The following is a 15,971-nucleotide window of genomic DNA, read 5'->3' on the forward strand; positions in this document are numbered from 1 at the left end:
CCAGGGCGGCTGAGCCCATTGAGCAAAAGTCCTGCCTGTGTCGTTAAACCACCCATAAACCCGGATCGTCCTCGGCTATACTCCCTCCATTTTTGAATGGGTTCGAGGGCTGGCTGTGAAGAACTGGACGTTGCGCCAACGCATTTTGGCGAGCTTTGCGGTGATCATCACCATCATGCTGCTGATGGTCGTCGTCTCGTACTCGCGGCTGTTGAAGATCGAGGCCGGAGAGGAGCGCATGCGTTCCGATGCCATCCCGGGGGTCTATTTCAGTTCGATGATCCGTGGCTCGTGGGTCGACAGCTACTTGCGTACCCAGGCCATTCTCGGCCTGGACGAGGGCAAGGGGGTCACGGCGCAGGACGAGGCCGACTTCAAGGGTTTCGAACAGCGCCTGCAGAAGTACATGGCCAGCTATAAGGAAACCCTTCGTGGAGAGAGCGACCTAAGGGAGTTCAACGAGTTCGAAACGCACCATCAGAACCTCCTCGCTATCCTCGTCAACATTCTGGACCTGCATCGGCGTAACCAGAATGCCGAAGCCATCCGCCTGTTCAATGAACAAATGACCCCCACCTGGGTTGCCGGCCGGATGAAGCTCAACGAAATCATCGAAGAGAACAAGGGCGTGGCCGATTCGGCCGCCGCGCAGATCGATGACGCGGTGCTTGCCGCCAAGGTCAGCATGGGGGGGTCGCTGCTGGTGGCGATCCTGGCGGCCGGCCTGTGCGGCCTGTTGCTGATGCGGGCGATCATGTCGCCGATGAAGCGTATCGTCGACATCCTGGAAATCATGCGCACCGGCGACCTGAGCGGTCGCTTGAACCTGGAGCGCAAGGACGAGTTCGGCGCGGTGGAAACCGGCTTCAACGACATGATGAGCGAACTGGCGAGCCTGGTATCCCAGGCACAGCGCTCGTCGGTGCAGGTCACCACCTCGGTGACCGAGATCGCCGCCACGTCCAAGCAGCAGCAGGCCACGGCCACCGAGACCGCTGCCACCACCACCGAGATCGGCGCCACCTCGCGGGAAATCGCCGCTACTTCGCGGGACCTGGTGCGCACCATGACCGAAGTCTCCAGTGCCGCCGACCAGGCCTCGGTGCTCGCCGGCTCGGGCCAGCAGGGGCTGGCGCGGATGGAAGACACCATGCACTCGGTGATGGGCGCGGCGGACCTGGTGAATGCCAAGCTGGCGATCCTCAACGAGAAGGCCGGCAACATCAACCAAGTGGTGGTGACCATCGTCAAGGTTGCCGACCAGACCAACCTGCTGTCGCTCAACGCCGCTATCGAAGCGGAGAAAGCCGGCGAGTACGGGCGCGGTTTTGCCGTGGTGGCCACGGAAGTGCGGCGCCTGGCGGACCAGACGGCGGTCGCGACCTATGACATCGAGCAGATGGTTCGCGAGATCCAGTCGGCGGTGTCGGCAGGCGTCATGGGCATGGACAAGTTCTCCGAGGAGGTCCGTCGCGGCATGGCCGAAGTGCAGCAGGTGGGCGAGCAGCTGTCGCAGATCATCCACCAGGTTCAGGCCCTGGCGCCTCGGGTACTGATGGTCAACGAAGGCATGCAGGCCCAAGCCACCGGCGCCGAGCAGATCAACCACGCGCTGGTGCAGTTGGGCGATGCCAGCAGCCAGACCGTCGAGTCCCTGCGCCAGGCCAGCTTCGCCATCGATGAGCTGAGCCAGGTGGCCGTGGGACTGCGTGGCGGCGTTTCGCGTTTCAAAGTCTGATGGACGAGCTCGCGCACAAACGCCATGGCGCTGCCGGGGCCAAGAGCGTCCTGTTCCTAGTCTTTCGCATCGGCGATGAGCGCTATGCGCTGCGCGCCCTGGACGTGGTGGAGGTGTTGCCGCGCCTGCAGCTCAAGCCCATTGCCCAGTCCCCGGCCTGGGTGGCCGGGGTTTTCGCTTACCGCGGCGTGGTGGTCCCGGTCGTCGACCTGTGCCAGCTGACCTTCGGCCGTCCGGCACAACAGCGCACCAGCACGCGGCTGGTGCTGGTGCACTATCACGGCGATGCCGGGCAACCGGCCCGGGTACTGGGGCTGTTGCTGGAGCAGGCCAACGACACCTTGCGCTGCGACCCGGCGCGGTTCCAGCCCTATGGCCTGGACAACTCCCAGGCACCCTACCTGGGACCGGTGCTGGAGGATGAGCAGGGCCTGCTGCAGTGGGTGCGGGTCGACGACCTGCTGGGAGCGCCGGTCCGCGACCTGCTGTTTCCCAATCCGCCGCTGGACCCGGCCGCGCTCGAGGAGCCTCGATGAGCGGCGAACAGCGGTTCTTCGATTTCCTCAAGGAGCGCATCGGCCTGGACGTCGCTTCGGTGGGGCCGGCGATCATCGAGCGGGCGCTGCGTCAGCGCTGCAATGCCTTGTATATCCATGGCAGCGACGAGTACTGGCAGCGGCTGCAGGGCTCGCGGGAAGAACAGCAGGCCCTGATCGAGGCGGTGATCGTTCCCGAGACCTGGTTCTTCCGTTATCCGGAATCCTTCTCCACCCTGGTCAAGCTGGCCGCTGCACGCCTGGCCCAGCTCAAGGGCCTGCGTGGCCTGCGCTTGTTGAGCCTGCCCTGTTCCACTGGCGAGGAGCCCTATTCGATCGCCATGGCCCTGCTGGATGGCGGCCTGGCGCCCCATCAGTTCAAGATCGACGGCCTGGACGTCAGTCCGTTGTCGGTGGAGCGCGCCAAGAGCGCGGTCTACGGCAAGAACTCCTTCCGTGGTCACGACATTGGCTTTCGTGAGCGACATTTCGTCGCCGAGGGCGAGCGCTATCGCCTGAGCGAGCGGGTTCGCGAGCAGGTGCGTCTGCAAGTGGGCAATGTAATGGATCCCGGGTTGCTGGCTTCCGAGCCAGCCTTCGACTTCGTCTTTTGCCGCAACCTGCTGATCTATTTCGACCAGCCGACCCAGCGCCAGGTGTTCGAGGTGCTCAAGCGCCTGACCCATGAGGAGGGCGTGTTGTTCATCGGTCCGGCCGAGGGCAGCCTGCTGGGTCGCCTGGGCATGCGCTCGATCGGCATTCCCCAGTCCTTCGCCTTCAGGCGTCACAACGAACCCGAACCGGTGCCGATGCTGGCGCAACCGATGCCGCCGCCGCTGCCGATCCCGCCTCGCCATATCGTGCCGCCGGCGCCACGCCAGCGTCCTTTCGCCAGCCGCTTGGCAGCGTTGCCGACGGAGGAGCCCGTGCCGCCCGCCAGCGGTGCCGCCAGCCTGCTGGCCAGCATCGCCACGCTGGCCAACGAGGGCAGGAGCGCCGAGGCCCGCGCTGCCTGCGAGCGCTACCTGCGCCAGCATGAGCCGGCGGCCCAGGTGTTCTACTGGCTGGGCCTGCTCAGCGATGTCTGCGGCAACGCCATGGAGGCCCAGGGTTTCTACCGCAAGGCTTTGTACCTGGAGCCGCAGCACCCCGAGGCCCTGGCCCACCTGGCGGCGTTGCTGGCCTCCCAGGGCGATGCGGCTGCCGCCCAACGATTGCAGGAGCGCGCCGCCCGCAGCGCGCGCACCGCCGACAGTGAGTTGAAACGATGAGCCATCCCTATTCGTTGGACGTGACCCGTGAAGATGCGCAGGTCATCGATGACTGTTGGAATCGCATCGGTATCCATGGCGACAAGTCCTGTGCACTGCTGGCCGAGCACATCCATTGCCGCAACTGTGCGGTGTACTCGGCTGCCGCCACGCGCCTGCTGGACCGTTATTCGCTGCGCCAGCAAGACCGCGAACGCTCGGTTGCCGAGGAAACCGACAGCGATGTGGCCAGCTGTTCGTTGTTGATGTTCCGTCTTGGCGAGGAATGGCTGGGGTTGCCTACCCGCTGTCTGTTGGAAGTGGCGCCGCAGCAGGCGATCCATTCCCTGCCGCACCAGCGCTCACGAGCTTTGCTGGGGGTGGCCAATGTCCGCGGGGCATTGGTGGCCTGCCTGTCGTTGACCGAGTTGCTGGGGCTCGACAGCACGCCTGCGACAGCCTCCAGTGCCCGGGTGATGCCGCGGATGCTGATCATCGGCGCCGCAGGCGGCCCCGTGGTGGCTCCGGTGGATGAGGTGCTTGGTATCCATGCCATCGAGGAGCACATCCTCGACAACGCTTCGGCCTCCGGTGACCAGGCCAGTGCCAAATACACTCGTGGCGTGTTGCAATGGCAAGGGCGCAGCGTGCGCTTGCTGAATGAAGAGCAATTGCTCTCGGCCGTGACCCGGAGCCTGACATGACACCTGACCAAATGCGTGACGCCTCGTTGCTGGAACTGTTCAGCCTGGAGGCCGAGGCCCAGACCCAGGTGCTCAGCGCCGGGCTGCTGGCCCTGGAGCGCAACCCGACCCAGGCCGACCAGCTGGAGGCTTGCATGCGCGCGGCCCATTCCCTCAAGGGCGCGGCCCGGATCGTCGGGGTCGATGCCGGTGTCAGCGTTGCCCATGTCATGGAGGATTGCCTGGTCAGTGCCCAGGAAGGGCGCCTTTATCTGCAACCCGAGCACATCGATGCCTTGCTCCAGGGCACCGACCTGCTGATGCGCATCGCCACTCCGGGCGGTGCCGAGCTCGTGGCCCCGGATATCCAGGCCTATGTGGCGCTGATGGAGCGCTTGTTGACCCAGGGACCTGGCGCGCCGCAGCGGGCAGCGCCTGGGGTGCCGGCGCCTGTTGCGGCGGGCATGCCGGAGCTACTGCTCGAGCCCAGGCCGCAGATGCCGGAGCCGGCGCTGGCCGACCCCGAGCCTTACGCGCAGGCGTCCGACGAGCCTGCCGCGGAGCCGGTCCCGGGCCTGCGCCGTGGCCGAAGGGTTACCGATGGCGGTGAGCGGGTGCTGCGGGTCACCGCCGAGCGCCTCAACAGCCTGCTGGATCTGTCCAGCAAGTCCTTGGTGGAAACCCAGCGGCTCAAGCCATACCTGGCCACCCTGCAGCGTCTCAAGCGGATCCAGAGCAACAGCCTGGCGGCTCTGGAGAATCTCAACTTGCATCTGAAGGAGCATGCCCTGGGCCTTGAGGCCCAGGAGGCCCTGGCGGATGCGCGGCGGTTGTTGGCCGAGTCCCAGCAACTGCTGGCGGAAAAGACCGCCGAGCTCGATGAGTTCGGCTGGCAGGCCAGCCAGCGCGCCCAGGTGCTCTACGACACGGCCCTGGCCTGCCGGATGAGGCCCTTCGCCGATGTGCTGGGCGGCCAGGCCCGCATGGTCCGGGACCTGGGGCGCAGCCTGGGCAAGCAGGTGCGCCTGGAGATCGAGGGTGAAAAGACCCAGGTCGACCGCGACGTGCTGGAAAAACTCGAGGCACCTTTGACCCATCTGTTGCGCAATGCCGTCGACCACGGCATCGAGCTGCCCGAGCAGCGCTTGCTGGCGGGCAAGCCGGCCGAAGGGGTGATTCGCCTGCGGGCCTCGCACCAGGCGGGGTTGCTGGTGCTGGAGTTGAACGACGATGGGCATGGCGTGGACCTGGAGCGGTTGCGCCTGAGCATCGTCGAGCGTCATCTATCGCCGGCCGAGACTGCCGCCCAGCTCAGCGAGGAGGAACTGTTGACCTTCCTGTTCCTGCCGGGTTTCAGCCTGCGGGACAAGGTCACGGAAGTTTCCGGCCGGGGTGTCGGCCTGGATGCGGTGCAGCACATGGTGCGCCAATTGCGCGGGGCGGTGGTGCTGGAACAGGTTACCGGCCAGGGCAGCCGCTTCCACCTTGAAGTGCCGTTGACCTTGTCGGTGGTACGCAGCCTGGTAGTGGAAGTGGGGGGCGAAGCCTATGCCTTCCCGCTGGCCCATATCGAGCGCATGCGCGATCTGGAGCCGGAGGACATCGTCCAGGTGGAGGGGCGCCAGCATTTCTGGCACGAGGGCCGGCATGTCGGCCTGGTGGCGGCCAGTCAGCTGTTGCAGCGACCGGCGGCCCAGGATGGCGCTGCGACCTTGAAGGTGGTGGTGATCCGCGAGCGCGAGGCCATGTACGGCATCGCCGTGGAGCGCTTCATCGGCGAGCGGACCCTGGTGGTGCTGCCGCTGGACGAGCGCCTGGGAAAGATCCAGGACATTTCCGCCGGTGCCTTGCTGGATGACGGCCGGGTGGCGTTGATCGTCGATGTCGAGGACATGCTGCGCTCGGTGGACAAGCTGCTCGACACCGGTCGCCTGGAGCGCATCGCCCGGCATCATCAGCAGCATGCCCAGGCTGCGCGCAAGCGCATCCTGGTGGTCGACGACTCGCTGACGGTGCGCGAATTGCAGCGCAAGCTGCTGATCAATCGCGGCTATGACGTGGCCGTGGCCGTAGACGGCATGGACGGCTGGAACGCCCTGCGCTCGGAGAACTTCGACCTGCTGATCACCGACATCGACATGCCGCGGATGGATGGGATCGAGTTGGTCACGCTGCTGCGTCGCGACAATCGCTTGCAGTCGTTGCCGGTGATGGTGGTGTCCTACAAGGATCGTGAGGAAGACCGGCGTCGTGGGCTGGATGCCGGTGCCGACTATTATCTAGCCAAGGCCAGTTTCCATGACGACGCCCTGCTGGATGCGGTGGTGGAACTGATTGGAGGTGCGCGGGCATGAAGATAGCGATAGTCAATGACATGCCCATGGCGGTGGAGGCGCTGCGCCGGGCGCTGGCCTTCGACCCCAGCCACGAGGTGGTGTGGGTCGCCACCAACGGCGCGGAAGCGGTGCAGTACTGCGCCGAGCTGACTCCGGACCTGATCCTGATGGACCTGATCATGCCGGTGATGGATGGGGTCGAGGCCACGCGGCGGATCATGGCCGAGTCGCCCTGCGCCATCGTGATCGTCACCGTCGACCGCCAGCAGAACGTGCACCGGGTGTTCGAGGCCATGGGCCATGGTGCCCTGGATGTGGTCGATACGCCGGCGTTGGGGGCGGGCAACGCCCAGCAGGCGGCGGCGCCGTTGCTGCGCAAGATCCTCAATATCGGCTGGCTGATCGGCCAGAGCGGCAGCCGCGTGCGTTCCGCGCCGCATCCCCTGCGCAACGGCGTGGCGCGCCGGAGCCTGGTGGCCATCGGTTCCTCCGCCGGCGGGCCGGCAGCCCTGGAGGTGTTGCTCAAAGGCTTGCCAAAGGACTTTCCGGCCGCCATCGTGCTGGTCCAGCATGTCGACCAGGTGTTCGCCGCAGGCATGGCCGAGTGGCTCAGCAGTGCATCGGGATTGCCAGTGCGCCTGGCCCGGGAGGGGGAACCGCCACTGAGCGGTACGGTACTGTTGGCGGGCACCAATCATCACATCCGCCTGTTGAAGAACGGCACGCTGGCCTATACCGCCGAGCCGGTGAACGAGATCTATCGACCCTCCATCGACGTATTTTTTGAAAGTGTCGCCAGTTATTGGAACGGCGATGCGGTGGGCGTGTTGCTGACGGGCATGGGCCGGGATGGTGCCCAGGGCTTGAAGCTGATGCGCGATCAGGGTTATCTGACCATCGCCCAGGACCAGAACAGTAGTGCGGTGTATGGCATGCCCAAGGCGGCCGCTGCCATCGGCGCCGCCGCAGAAATTCGCCCACTGGACAAGATCGCTCCACGTTTGCTGGAGATATTCGCCAAATGACTGATAAACGCAGCTGTCCTGGCCGGGTAGCATTTCAGGTGACCACCCATGAATGATTTACAGCTCGACGAATTCAAGACCGACGAAAACGCCGCCATGGTGTTGCTGGTCGATGACCAGGCCATGATCGGCGAGGCGGTTCGGCGTGGGTTGGCGAATGAGGAAAACATCGACTTCCACTTCTGCGCCGATCCGCACCAGGCCATTGCCCAGGCGATCCGCATCAAGCCCACGGTGATCCTCCAGGACCTGGTGATGCCGGGCCTGGACGGCCTGACCCTGGTGCGCGAGTACCGCAACCACCCGGCAACGCAGAACATCCCGATCATCGTCCTGTCCACCAAGGAAGACCCGCTGATCAAGAGCGCGGCGTTCGCCGCCGGGGCCAACGACTACCTGGTCAAGCTGCCGGACAACATCGAGCTGGTGGCGCGCATCCGCTACCACTCGCGCTCCTACATGACCCTGTTGCAGCGGGACGCCGCCTACCGGGCACTGCGGGTCAGCCAGCAGCAGCTGCTGGATACCAACCTGGTGCTGCAGCGCCTGATGAACTCCGATGGCCTGACCGGGCTGTCCAACCGCCGGCACTTCGACGAGTACCTGGAGCTGGAATGGCGCCGGGCCATGCGTGAGCAGACCCAACTGTCGCTGCTGATGATCGACGTCGACTATTTCAAGACCTACAACGATACCTTCGGCCACCTGGAGGGCGACGAAGCCCTGCGCAAGGTGGCCGCGGCGATCCGCGAGGCCAGCAGCCGGCCATCCGACCTGCCGGCGCGCTACGGCGGCGAGGAGTTCGTGCTGGTGCTGCCCAATACCTCGCCGGGTGGCGCACGCCTGGTAGCCGAAAAGCTGCGCCAGACCGTCGAGGCCCTGAAGATCCCCCATATCGCGCCGGTGGAAGGGGCCAGCCTGACCATCAGCATCGGCCTGTCGACCATGACCCCGCAGCCCAACAGCCACTGCCGGCAGTTGATTTCGGCGGCGGACAAGGGCTTGTACCTGGCCAAGAACAATGGGCGCAATCAGGTGGGGATCGAGTGAAAAAAGCCGGATCGGCCGCCTTGAGGCGCCAAGCGGGCTGCCGCCATTCTGTGATTCCGTTATAATCGCCGGCTTTCAAAAGTTCGCCAACGAGTGCTGCCATCCATGGAAATCAACCCGATCCTGAACACCATCAAGGACCTGACCGAGCGTTCCCAGTCCATTCGGGGGTATCTTTGACTACGATCACAAGCATGACCGCCTGATCGAAGTCAACCGCGAGCTGGAAGACCCCAACGTCTGGAACAAGCCCGAGTACGCCCAGGCCCTGGGACGCGAGCGCTCCATGCTGGCACAGGTCGTCGAGACCCTGGACAAGCTGTCCGGTGGCCTGGCCGACTGCAAGGACTTGCTCGACATGGCCGTCGAAGAGAATGACGAAGGCGCCGTGAGCGACGTCGAGACCGAGCTGCAGGGCCTGGAAGAAGCGCTGGCCCAGCTTGAGTTCCGTCGCATGTTCAGTGGCGAGATGGACATGAACAACGCCTACCTGGACATCCAGGCCGGCTCCGGCGGCACCGAGGCCCAGGACTGGGCCAACATCCTGCTGCGCATGTACCTGCGTTGGGCCGACAAGCGCGGCTTCGATGCCACCATCATGGAACTGTCCGAGGGTGATGTCGCCGGTATCAAGGGCGCCACCGTGCACATCAAGGGCGAGTACGCCTTCGGCTGGCTGCGTACCGAGATCGGCGTGCACCGCCTGGTGCGCAAGAGCCCGTTCGACTCCGGCGCGCGCCGCCACACTTCGTTCTCGGCGGTCTTCGTCTCGCCCGAGATCGACGACAAGGTCGAGATCGAGATCAACCCGTCCGACCTGCGCATCGATACCTATCGCTCCTCCGGCGCCGGCGGCCAGCACGTGAACACCACCGACTCGGCGGTACGGATCACCCACGTACCGACCAACACCGTGGTCAGCTGCCAGAACGAACGCTCCCAGCACGCCAACAAGGACACCGCCATGAAGATGTTGCGGGCCAAGTTGTACGAGCTGGAGATGCAGAAGCGCAATGCCGCCTCGCAAGCCCTGGAAGACAGCAAGTCGGACATCGGCTGGGGCCACCAGATCCGTTCCTACGTACTGGATGACTCACGCATCAAGGACCTGCGTACCGGCGTCGAGCGCAGCGACTGCCAGAAGGTCCTGGACGGCGACCTCGACCAGTACCTGGAAGCGAGCCTCAAGCAGGGGCTGTAAACCGCACACCACCGCCGCGATACCGGCCATTGCCGGTATCGTGCGCCCTGCCCGACAGGGGCAATGAACACCTGATGGAAAGAATGACGACATGAGCGACCTCAAGACCGAAGCGCAAGACCTGCAACAGGAAGAAAACGCCCTGATCGCCCTGCGCAAGGAAAAACTTGCCGCGGAGCGTGCCAAAGGCAATGCCTTCCCCAACGACTTCCGTCGCGACAGCTACTGCAACGACCTGCAGAAACAGTACGCGGACAAGACCAAGGAAGAGCTGGAAGCAGCGGCGATCCCGGTCAAGGTGGCAGGTCGCATCATGCTCAACCGTGGCTCGTTCATGGTGATCCAGGACATGACCGGCCGCATCCAGGTCTACGTCAACCGCAAGACCCTGGCGGAAGAAACCCTGGCCGCCGTCAAGACCTGGGACCTGGGCGACATCATCAGCGCCGAAGGTACCCTGGCCCGTTCCGGCAAGGGCGACCTGTACGTCGAGATGACCAACGTGCGCCTGCTGACCAAGTCGCTGCGCCCGCTGCCGGACAAGCACCATGGCCTGACCGACACCGAGCAGCGCTACCGCCAGCGCTACGTCGACCTGATGGTCAACGAGGAAACCCGCCACACCTTCCGTGTGCGTTCGCAAGTGATCTCGCACATCCGCAAGTTCCTCATCGAGCGCGACTTCCTCGAAGTCGAGACGCCGATGCTGCAGACCATCCCGGGTGGTGCCGCGGCCAAGCCGTTCGAAACCCACCACAACGCCCTGGACATGGCCATGTTCCTGCGTATCGCGCCGGAGCTGTACCTCAAGCGCCTGGTGGTGGGTGGCTTCGAGAAAGTGTTCGAGATCAACCGCAACTTCCGTAACGAAGGCGTCTCGACTCGTCACAACCCCGAGTTCACCATGCTCGAGTTCTACCAGGCCTATGCCGACTACCGCGACAACATGGACCTCACCGAGGAACTGTTCCGCGAGCTGGCGCAGCTGGTCCTGGGTAGCACCGACGTGCCGTACGGCGACAAGGTGTTCCACTTCGGCGAACCGTTCGCCCGCCTGTCGGTGTTCGATTCGATCCTCAAGTACAACCCCGAGCTGACCGCTGCCGACCTGCAGGACGTCGACCGCGCCCGCGAGATCGCCAAAAAGGCCGGCGCCAAGGTGCTGGGCCACGAAGGCCTGGGCAAGCTGCAGGTGATGATTTTCGAAGAGCTGGTGGAGCACAAGCTGGAGCAGCCGCACTTCATCACCGAGTACCCGTTCGAAGTGTCGCCGCTGGCCCGTCGCAACGACGAAAACCCGGCTGTTACCGACCGTTTCGAGCTGTTCATCGGTGGCCGCGAGATCGCCAACGCCTACTCCGAGCTCAACGATGCCGAGGACCAGGCCGAGCGCTTCCTGGCCCAGGTGGCCGAGAAGGACGCCGGTGACGACGAAGCCATGCACTACGATGCCGACTTCGTCCGCGCCCTGGAATACGGCATGCCGCCGACCGCTGGTGAAGGCATCGGCATCGACCGCCTGGTGATGTTGCTGACCAACTCGCCGTCGATCCGCGACGTGATCCTGTTCCCGCACATGCGGCCGCAAGCCTAAGATGTCGTGAACAAGAAGCCGCCTTCACCAGGCGGCTTTTTATTGTCTGGTTGGAACTGACGTACCGCTTTTGATTCTGTGTGACTGATAAGGGGAATACCTGTCGTGAACCGTGCAATTGCTCAAGAAGGTGCAGCTGGCATCGCCACCGCGGTGGCTGAAAGTGTTCAGTACCAAGGCCGCAAGGCCAGCCGCCAGGGCAGTGAACAACGCCGACAGGAGATCCTCGATGCCGCCATGCGCATCGTCGTGCGTGATGGCGTGCGGGCCGTGCGCCATCGCGCGGTAGCGGCCGAGGCCGGTGTGCCGCTATCGGCCACCACTTATTACTTCAAGGATATCGATGACCTGCTCACCGATACCTTCGCCCAATATGTCGAACGCAGCGCGGCATTCATGGCCAAGCTGTGGGCCAACAATGAAGGGCTGCTGCGGGAAATGGTCGCCTATGGCGACGGCAGCCCGGCGTGCCGCTCGCAACTGGCCGACGATATCGCGCGGATGACCGCCGACTACGTGCAGCGCCAGCTCAGTACCCGCCGCGAGCACCTGATGGCCGAGCAGGCATTCCGCCAGGAAGCGTTGCTCAATCCGCGCCTGGCGCAATTGGTGCGCTCGCACCAGCAGATCCTGCTACAGGGCACGTGCCAGTTCTTCCAGGTCCTGGGGTCGCGCGAGCCACAGCAGGATGCCAAGGTGTTGACGTCTATAATCGGCCGAATGGAATATCAGGGCCTGCTCAACGATGCCGAGCCCCTGGCCGAAGAGGAAATGCTCGGCATCCTGACCCGCTACATGCATCTGGTGCTGGCCTCCGTATGAGGTAGCAGTCCCGGCCGGGAACGGATCGACCGGGCACCAGGTCAATTCAGGACCGACGAGGTCTTCGTCGCAGCGGTGCGCGTTCAGCGGGCCGCCAGTAACAGCTTCGAGCGATTCAACAGAGGGAATTTCCGGTGGACGATTACCAGCAGACGATACGCACCTTGTCCGATCGCATAGTGCTGGCGCAGACACCGATCCGCGTACTGGACGCAGTGAAGTGGGACGAGAGCATCCGCAAAGGTTTTCTCAAGGCCAAGGGCAAGGAAATGCCGGCGGTGGACCGCGCCTATTACGAAGGCCGCCCGCTGTCCTTCGACTCCGGCGCGGTGAAGCTGGAATTCCAGAACATCGAGCGCGACATCACTCGCCAACTGGGCCAGTTCAACCCGGTGGGGCAGATCATGCGCCGCATGTGCAAGGAATACCGCATGGTGGTGCGCATGCTCGAGGCCCGGGGCACCGGTGACTTCGGCCTGATCTCCCAGGAGCTGTACGGCGCCGCCTCGGATGCCTTCCATGCCGGCGACCCGACCCTGGCGGACCTCGGCCTGATGATGTCCGACTACCTGAACAACATCGACGGCCGTGGCGACCTCAAGGACGAGCCCAAGACCCTGAGCGCCAAGGACGCGGTGAGCCTGCTGCAGGGCCGGCTGAACAAGGTCTTCGGCGAGGCCGAGGAAACCATCCGGGTCTTCGAGTCCGACGGTATCGTCGCCGATGCGGCGGCAGGCGCCGACTACATCAAGATCCGCAGCGATGCGATGTTCAACGACCGCGACGTAAGGGCGCTGGAAGTCCACGAAGGGCTGGTGCACGTAGGCACCACCCTGAACGGCCTGAACCAGCCGATCTGCACCTTCCTGGCCAAGGGCCCGCCCTCGTCGACGGTGACCCAGGAGGGGCTGGCGATCCTCATGGAAATCATCACCTTCGCCTCCTACCCCAGCCGCCTGCGCAAGCTGACCAACCGTACCCGGGCCATCCACATGGTGGAGGAGGGGGCGGATTTTTTGCAGGTGTTCGAGTTCTTCCGCGAACAGGGTTTCGAGATGGCCGAGAGCTATGGCAACGCCAGCCGGGTGTTCCGTGGTTCGGTGCCCACAGGGCTGCCTTTCACCAAGGACTTGTCCTATCTCAAGGGCTTCATCATGGTTTACAACTACATTCAGCTCGCCGTGCGCAAGGGCAAGCTGGAGCAGGTGCCACTGCTGTTCTGCGGCAAGACCACCCTGGAAGACATGCGTACCTTGCGCCAGCTGGTGGACGAAGGGATGGTGGTGGCGCCCAAGTACCTGCCCGAGCAGTTCCGCGACATGAACGCCCTGTCGGCATGGATGTGCTTCTCCAACTTCCTCAACCACCTGAGCCTGGACCGGATCGAGGCCGACTACTCCAACATCCTTTGATTGCAGCCGGGGGGCGCACATGGACGTATCCACAGATATCCGCAGCCGCCACGGGTTGCTTCAGCAGGCGCTGCCATCGATGCCGGATTGCGCCTCGGCGCAATACCGAGCGGGGAATCGCGGGTGAGCCGACTATTCAAGTGTTGCGCGGTACTTGCCCTGTTGCTGGGCCTGCACGGTTGCAGTTCGCTGCTGTTCTATCCCGAGCCGGGCCTGCCCTTCACCCCCGAGCGGGCCAAGCTCGAATACCGTGACGTCACCCTGACCACCGCCGACGGCCTCAAGCTCCATGCCTGGTGGTTGCCGGCCAAGGCCGGGGTGCCGGTCAAGGGCACGGTGCTGCACCTGCATGGCAATGGCGGCAACCTGGCCTGGCACCTGGGCGGCAGCTGGTGGCTGCCGGAACAGGGTTACCAGGTGTTGTTGCTGGACTATCGCGGCTACGGCTTGTCCGAGGGCGAACCCACCCTGCCGGCGATCTACCAGGACCTGGACAGCGCCTTCGCCTGGCTGGACCAGGCCCCCGAGGTCCAGGGCAAGCCACTGGTGGTCCTCGGCCAGAGCCTGGGCGGTGCGCTGGCCATCCACTACCTGGTGGAGCATCCCGAACGCCAGGCCCGGCTCAAGGCCATCGTTTTCGACGGCGTGCCGGCCAGTTATCGTGATGTCGGGCGCTACGCCCTGAGCACTTCCTGGTTGACCTGGCCCTTGCAGGTGCCGCTGTCCTGGCTGGTCCCGGATGGCGATAGCGCGATCCATTCCATGGCGCGCCTGACCGGGGTGCCGAAACTGATCTACCACAGCCTCGACGACCCGCTCGTCCCCCTGTCCAATGGCATCCGCCTGTATCAAGCTGCGCCGCCGCCGCGAGTCCTGCAACTGACCCGCGGCGACCATGTGCAGACTTTCGCCGATCCGACCTGGCGCAGCGTGATGCTGCGCTACCTCGACGATCCGCGGCATTTCGACGGGTTGCGCCGCCTGGGGGAAATCCCCAACTACCCGACGACCCCTAATTCAGCAGTTGAACCTCCAGAGAGTCCGCAATGAGTGAAGAACGTAACGTCCTGCCAATGATCATCACCGGTATCTGCAGCATCATCGGTACCGTGGCCTGCCTGTGGTACTACGGCTACCTGCATTTCGCCAAGCCGGAGGATGCGTTGCTGCTCAACGACTTCACCATGCTCAAGACCACTCCCGGGGAGGACTACAAGATCTCCCTCAAGCCGGCAGCGCAGGTGGCCCAATGCGTGGATGGCGTGCTGGTGCTGTTCGATACCCAGCAGAAGGGCCTGACCGGTGTGTTGGTCGACAATAAGAAGCAGGCGGTGCGCTGCATGGGCCAGGAAACCCCGCAACTGGTGCAGTGAGCCCCCAGGCCCCGGGCCTGTTTCAACCAGGCATGAAAAAACGCCGCGGACCCAGGTCCGCGGCGTTTTGTTTTCCCGGCCCGTCTAGGCCGGGGGCCAGCATCAGCGGATCGTGGAGCGAGGAGCCACTGGCTGGTTGTCGTTGGAAATGGTCACTTCCACGCGGCGGTTCATGGCCCGGCCGGAAACGCTGCCGTTATCGGCTACCGGATATTCCTTGCCATAACCCTGGGAGACGATGCGCGCCGGGTCGATACCCATGCGGATCAGGGCCATCTGTACCGAGCCGGCGCGGCGCTCGGACAGCGACTGGTTGTAGGAGTCGCTGCCGGTGCTGTCGGTGTAGCCCTCGACGATCACCTTGCGGTCCGGATTCTGCTGGAGGAACTGGGCCAGCTTGTTGATGTTGGCCAGGCCGGCGGGCTTGAGGTCCGACTTGTTGAGGGCAAACAACACGTCGCCGAAGGTCACCAGGGTGCCGCGATCGGTCTGCTTGGCGTTGAGGCTGGCCTGCAGCTGCTTGATCTGCGCGTCGCGGGCATCGAGGATGGCGCGGGCACGCTGGTCGCCAGCGTCCTTGAGCTTGATCTCGGCGGTACGCAGGGCAATGGTTTCCTTGGCTACTTCAACCCGCTGGTTGGTCAGGTAGGCCAATTGGTCGACTTTCTTCTCGTTCTCCTTGTCCAGGTAGGCTTTGTCGGCCTTGTTCATCCAGTCGGCGGCGTCCTTGGTTTCCAGGGCGGCGAGCTTGCTGGCCTGTGGGTTGGCTTGCAGGGCCGAGAAGTTGGTCCGGGCGTTTTCCAGGTTGGCGTTAGGCGGGGTGGAGCAGGCCGCCAGGGCTACGCTCATGGCCAGCAGGGCAGGGATCATCAGTTGTTTGCGCATAGTGGTCGTCCTTTCAATCGCTTACGAGTACGTGGGAATCGGCGGGTGCTTACTGCCCGCTGCGCA

General features: G+C 64.2%; 14 protein-coding genes. 13 read left to right on the top strand and 1 reads right to left on the bottom strand.

Annotated elements, in window-relative coordinates:
- The first annotated feature begins 175 nt into the window (after window positions 1–175).
- The 13 genes from ACK6AU_RS12180 (at window position 176) to ACK6AU_RS12240 (ending at window position 15,020) form a co-directional block, all read left to right on the top strand.
- A complete protein-coding gene (locus tag ACK6AU_RS12180) occupies window positions 176–1,738 on the top strand; it encodes a methyl-accepting chemotaxis protein (RefSeq protein ID WP_409299477.1) in 1,563 nt (520 codons plus the stop codon).
- Window positions 1,738–2,274 (top strand): chemotaxis protein CheW, encoded by a 537-nt coding sequence (locus ACK6AU_RS12185; RefSeq protein WP_409299472.1) that lies wholly within the window; start codon window positions 1,738–1,740, stop codon window positions 2,272–2,274. Before ACK6AU_RS12180 ends, ACK6AU_RS12185 begins: the two co-directional genes overlap by 1 nt.
- Window positions 2,271–3,545, top strand: a complete 1,275-nt coding sequence (locus ACK6AU_RS12190) for a protein-glutamate O-methyltransferase CheR (RefSeq protein ID WP_185700035.1) — start codon at window positions 2,271–2,273, stop codon at window positions 3,543–3,545. The genes ACK6AU_RS12185 and ACK6AU_RS12190 overlap by 4 nt, the downstream gene beginning before the upstream one ends.
- Complete coding sequence (locus ACK6AU_RS12195; protein ID WP_185700036.1) at window positions 3,542–4,228, top strand: chemotaxis protein CheW; 687 nt, start codon at window positions 3,542–3,544, stop codon at window positions 4,226–4,228. Before ACK6AU_RS12190 ends, ACK6AU_RS12195 begins: the two co-directional genes overlap by 4 nt.
- Window positions 4,225–6,561, top strand: a complete 2,337-nt coding sequence (locus ACK6AU_RS12200; RefSeq protein WP_185700037.1) for a hybrid sensor histidine kinase/response regulator — start codon at window positions 4,225–4,227, stop codon at window positions 6,559–6,561. Before ACK6AU_RS12195 ends, ACK6AU_RS12200 begins: the two co-directional genes overlap by 4 nt.
- Window positions 6,558–7,568 carry a chemotaxis response regulator protein-glutamate methylesterase gene (locus tag ACK6AU_RS12205; RefSeq protein WP_185700038.1) on the top strand — a complete coding sequence of 337 codons (1,011 nt, stop codon included), beginning with the start codon at window positions 6,558–6,560 and terminating at the stop codon, window positions 7,566–7,568. The genes ACK6AU_RS12200 and ACK6AU_RS12205 overlap by 4 nt, the downstream gene beginning before the upstream one ends.
- 48 nt (window positions 7,569–7,616) lie before the next feature.
- The gene (locus ACK6AU_RS12210) at window positions 7,617–8,618 is read left to right on the top strand and encodes a PleD family two-component system response regulator (protein ID WP_053134414.1); all 1,002 of its coding nucleotides are present in this window, start codon (window positions 7,617–7,619) and stop codon (window positions 8,616–8,618) included.
- A gap of 105 nt (window positions 8,619–8,723) precedes the next feature.
- Window positions 8,724–9,819 (top strand): peptide chain release factor 2 gene (gene prfB / locus ACK6AU_RS12215; protein ID WP_185700039.1). Its coding sequence is split into 2 segments (ribosomal slippage): window positions 8,724–8,795 and window positions 8,797–9,819, totalling 1,095 coding nucleotides; the frame shifts between segments, so codons are not numbered across the junction.
- 91 nt (window positions 9,820–9,910) lie between these two features.
- A complete protein-coding gene (lysS, locus tag ACK6AU_RS12220) occupies window positions 9,911–11,413 on the top strand; it encodes a lysine--tRNA ligase (RefSeq protein ID WP_185700040.1) in 1,503 nt (500 codons plus the stop codon).
- 105 nt (window positions 11,414–11,518) lie between these two features.
- Window positions 11,519–12,235, top strand: a complete 717-nt coding sequence (locus ACK6AU_RS12225; RefSeq protein ID WP_185700041.1) for a TetR family transcriptional regulator — start codon at window positions 11,519–11,521, stop codon at window positions 12,233–12,235.
- A 134-nt stretch (window positions 12,236–12,369) separates the two neighbouring features.
- Entirely contained in the window at window positions 12,370–13,647 is a 1,278-nt protein-coding gene (locus tag ACK6AU_RS12230; RefSeq protein WP_409299473.1) for a flavohemoglobin expression-modulating QEGLA motif protein, read from the top strand.
- A 123-nt stretch (window positions 13,648–13,770) separates the two neighbouring features.
- Window positions 13,771–14,697, top strand: a complete 927-nt coding sequence (locus ACK6AU_RS12235) for an alpha/beta hydrolase (protein WP_409299474.1) — start codon at window positions 13,771–13,773, stop codon at window positions 14,695–14,697.
- Window positions 14,694–15,020, top strand: a complete 327-nt coding sequence (locus ACK6AU_RS12240; RefSeq protein WP_409299475.1) for a hypothetical protein — start codon at window positions 14,694–14,696, stop codon at window positions 15,018–15,020. The genes ACK6AU_RS12235 and ACK6AU_RS12240 overlap by 4 nt, the downstream gene beginning before the upstream one ends.
- Window positions 15,021–15,122: 102 nt before the next feature.
- On the opposite strand, the gene ACK6AU_RS12245 is transcribed toward ACK6AU_RS12240, so the two are convergent.
- Complete coding sequence (locus tag ACK6AU_RS12245; RefSeq protein WP_185700044.1) at window positions 15,123–15,905, bottom strand: OmpA family protein; 783 nt, start codon at window positions 15,903–15,905, stop codon at window positions 15,123–15,125.
- Window positions 15,906–15,971 lie beyond the last annotated feature (66 nt).

The sequence above is a fragment of the Pseudomonas sp. KCJK8993 genome (assembly GCF_046230915.1).
GTDB classification, from domain to species: Bacteria; Pseudomonadota; Gammaproteobacteria; order Pseudomonadales; family Pseudomonadaceae; genus Aquipseudomonas; species Aquipseudomonas piscis.

What these genes read in the sequence shown, in the direction of transcription:
- ACK6AU_RS12180 (WP_409299477.1), top strand. Translation starts at nt 176, where the DNA reads ATGCTGCTGATGGTCGTCGTCTCGTACTCGCGGCTGTTGAAGATCGAG.
- ACK6AU_RS12185 (WP_409299472.1), top strand. Translation starts at nt 1,738, where the DNA reads ATGGACGAGCTCGCGCACAAACGCCATGGCGCTGCCGGGGCCAAGAGC.
- ACK6AU_RS12190 (WP_185700035.1), top strand. Translation starts at nt 2,271, where the DNA reads ATGAGCGGCGAACAGCGGTTCTTCGATTTCCTCAAGGAGCGCATCGGC.
- ACK6AU_RS12195 (WP_185700036.1), top strand. Translation starts at nt 3,542, where the DNA reads ATGAGCCATCCCTATTCGTTGGACGTGACCCGTGAAGATGCGCAGGTC.
- ACK6AU_RS12200 (WP_185700037.1), top strand. Translation starts at nt 4,225, where the DNA reads ATGACACCTGACCAAATGCGTGACGCCTCGTTGCTGGAACTGTTCAGC.
- ACK6AU_RS12205 (WP_185700038.1), top strand. Translation starts at nt 6,558, where the DNA reads ATGAAGATAGCGATAGTCAATGACATGCCCATGGCGGTGGAGGCGCTG.
- ACK6AU_RS12210 (WP_053134414.1), top strand. Translation starts at nt 7,617, where the DNA reads ATGAATGATTTACAGCTCGACGAATTCAAGACCGACGAAAACGCCGCC.
- lysS (WP_185700040.1), top strand. Translation starts at nt 9,911, where the DNA reads ATGAGCGACCTCAAGACCGAAGCGCAAGACCTGCAACAGGAAGAAAAC.
- ACK6AU_RS12240 (WP_409299475.1), top strand. Translation starts at nt 14,694, where the DNA reads ATGAGTGAAGAACGTAACGTCCTGCCAATGATCATCACCGGTATCTGC.
- ACK6AU_RS12245 (WP_185700044.1), bottom strand. Translation starts at nt 15,905, where the DNA reads ATGCGCAAACAACTGATGATCCCTGCCCTGCTGGCCATGAGCGTAGCC.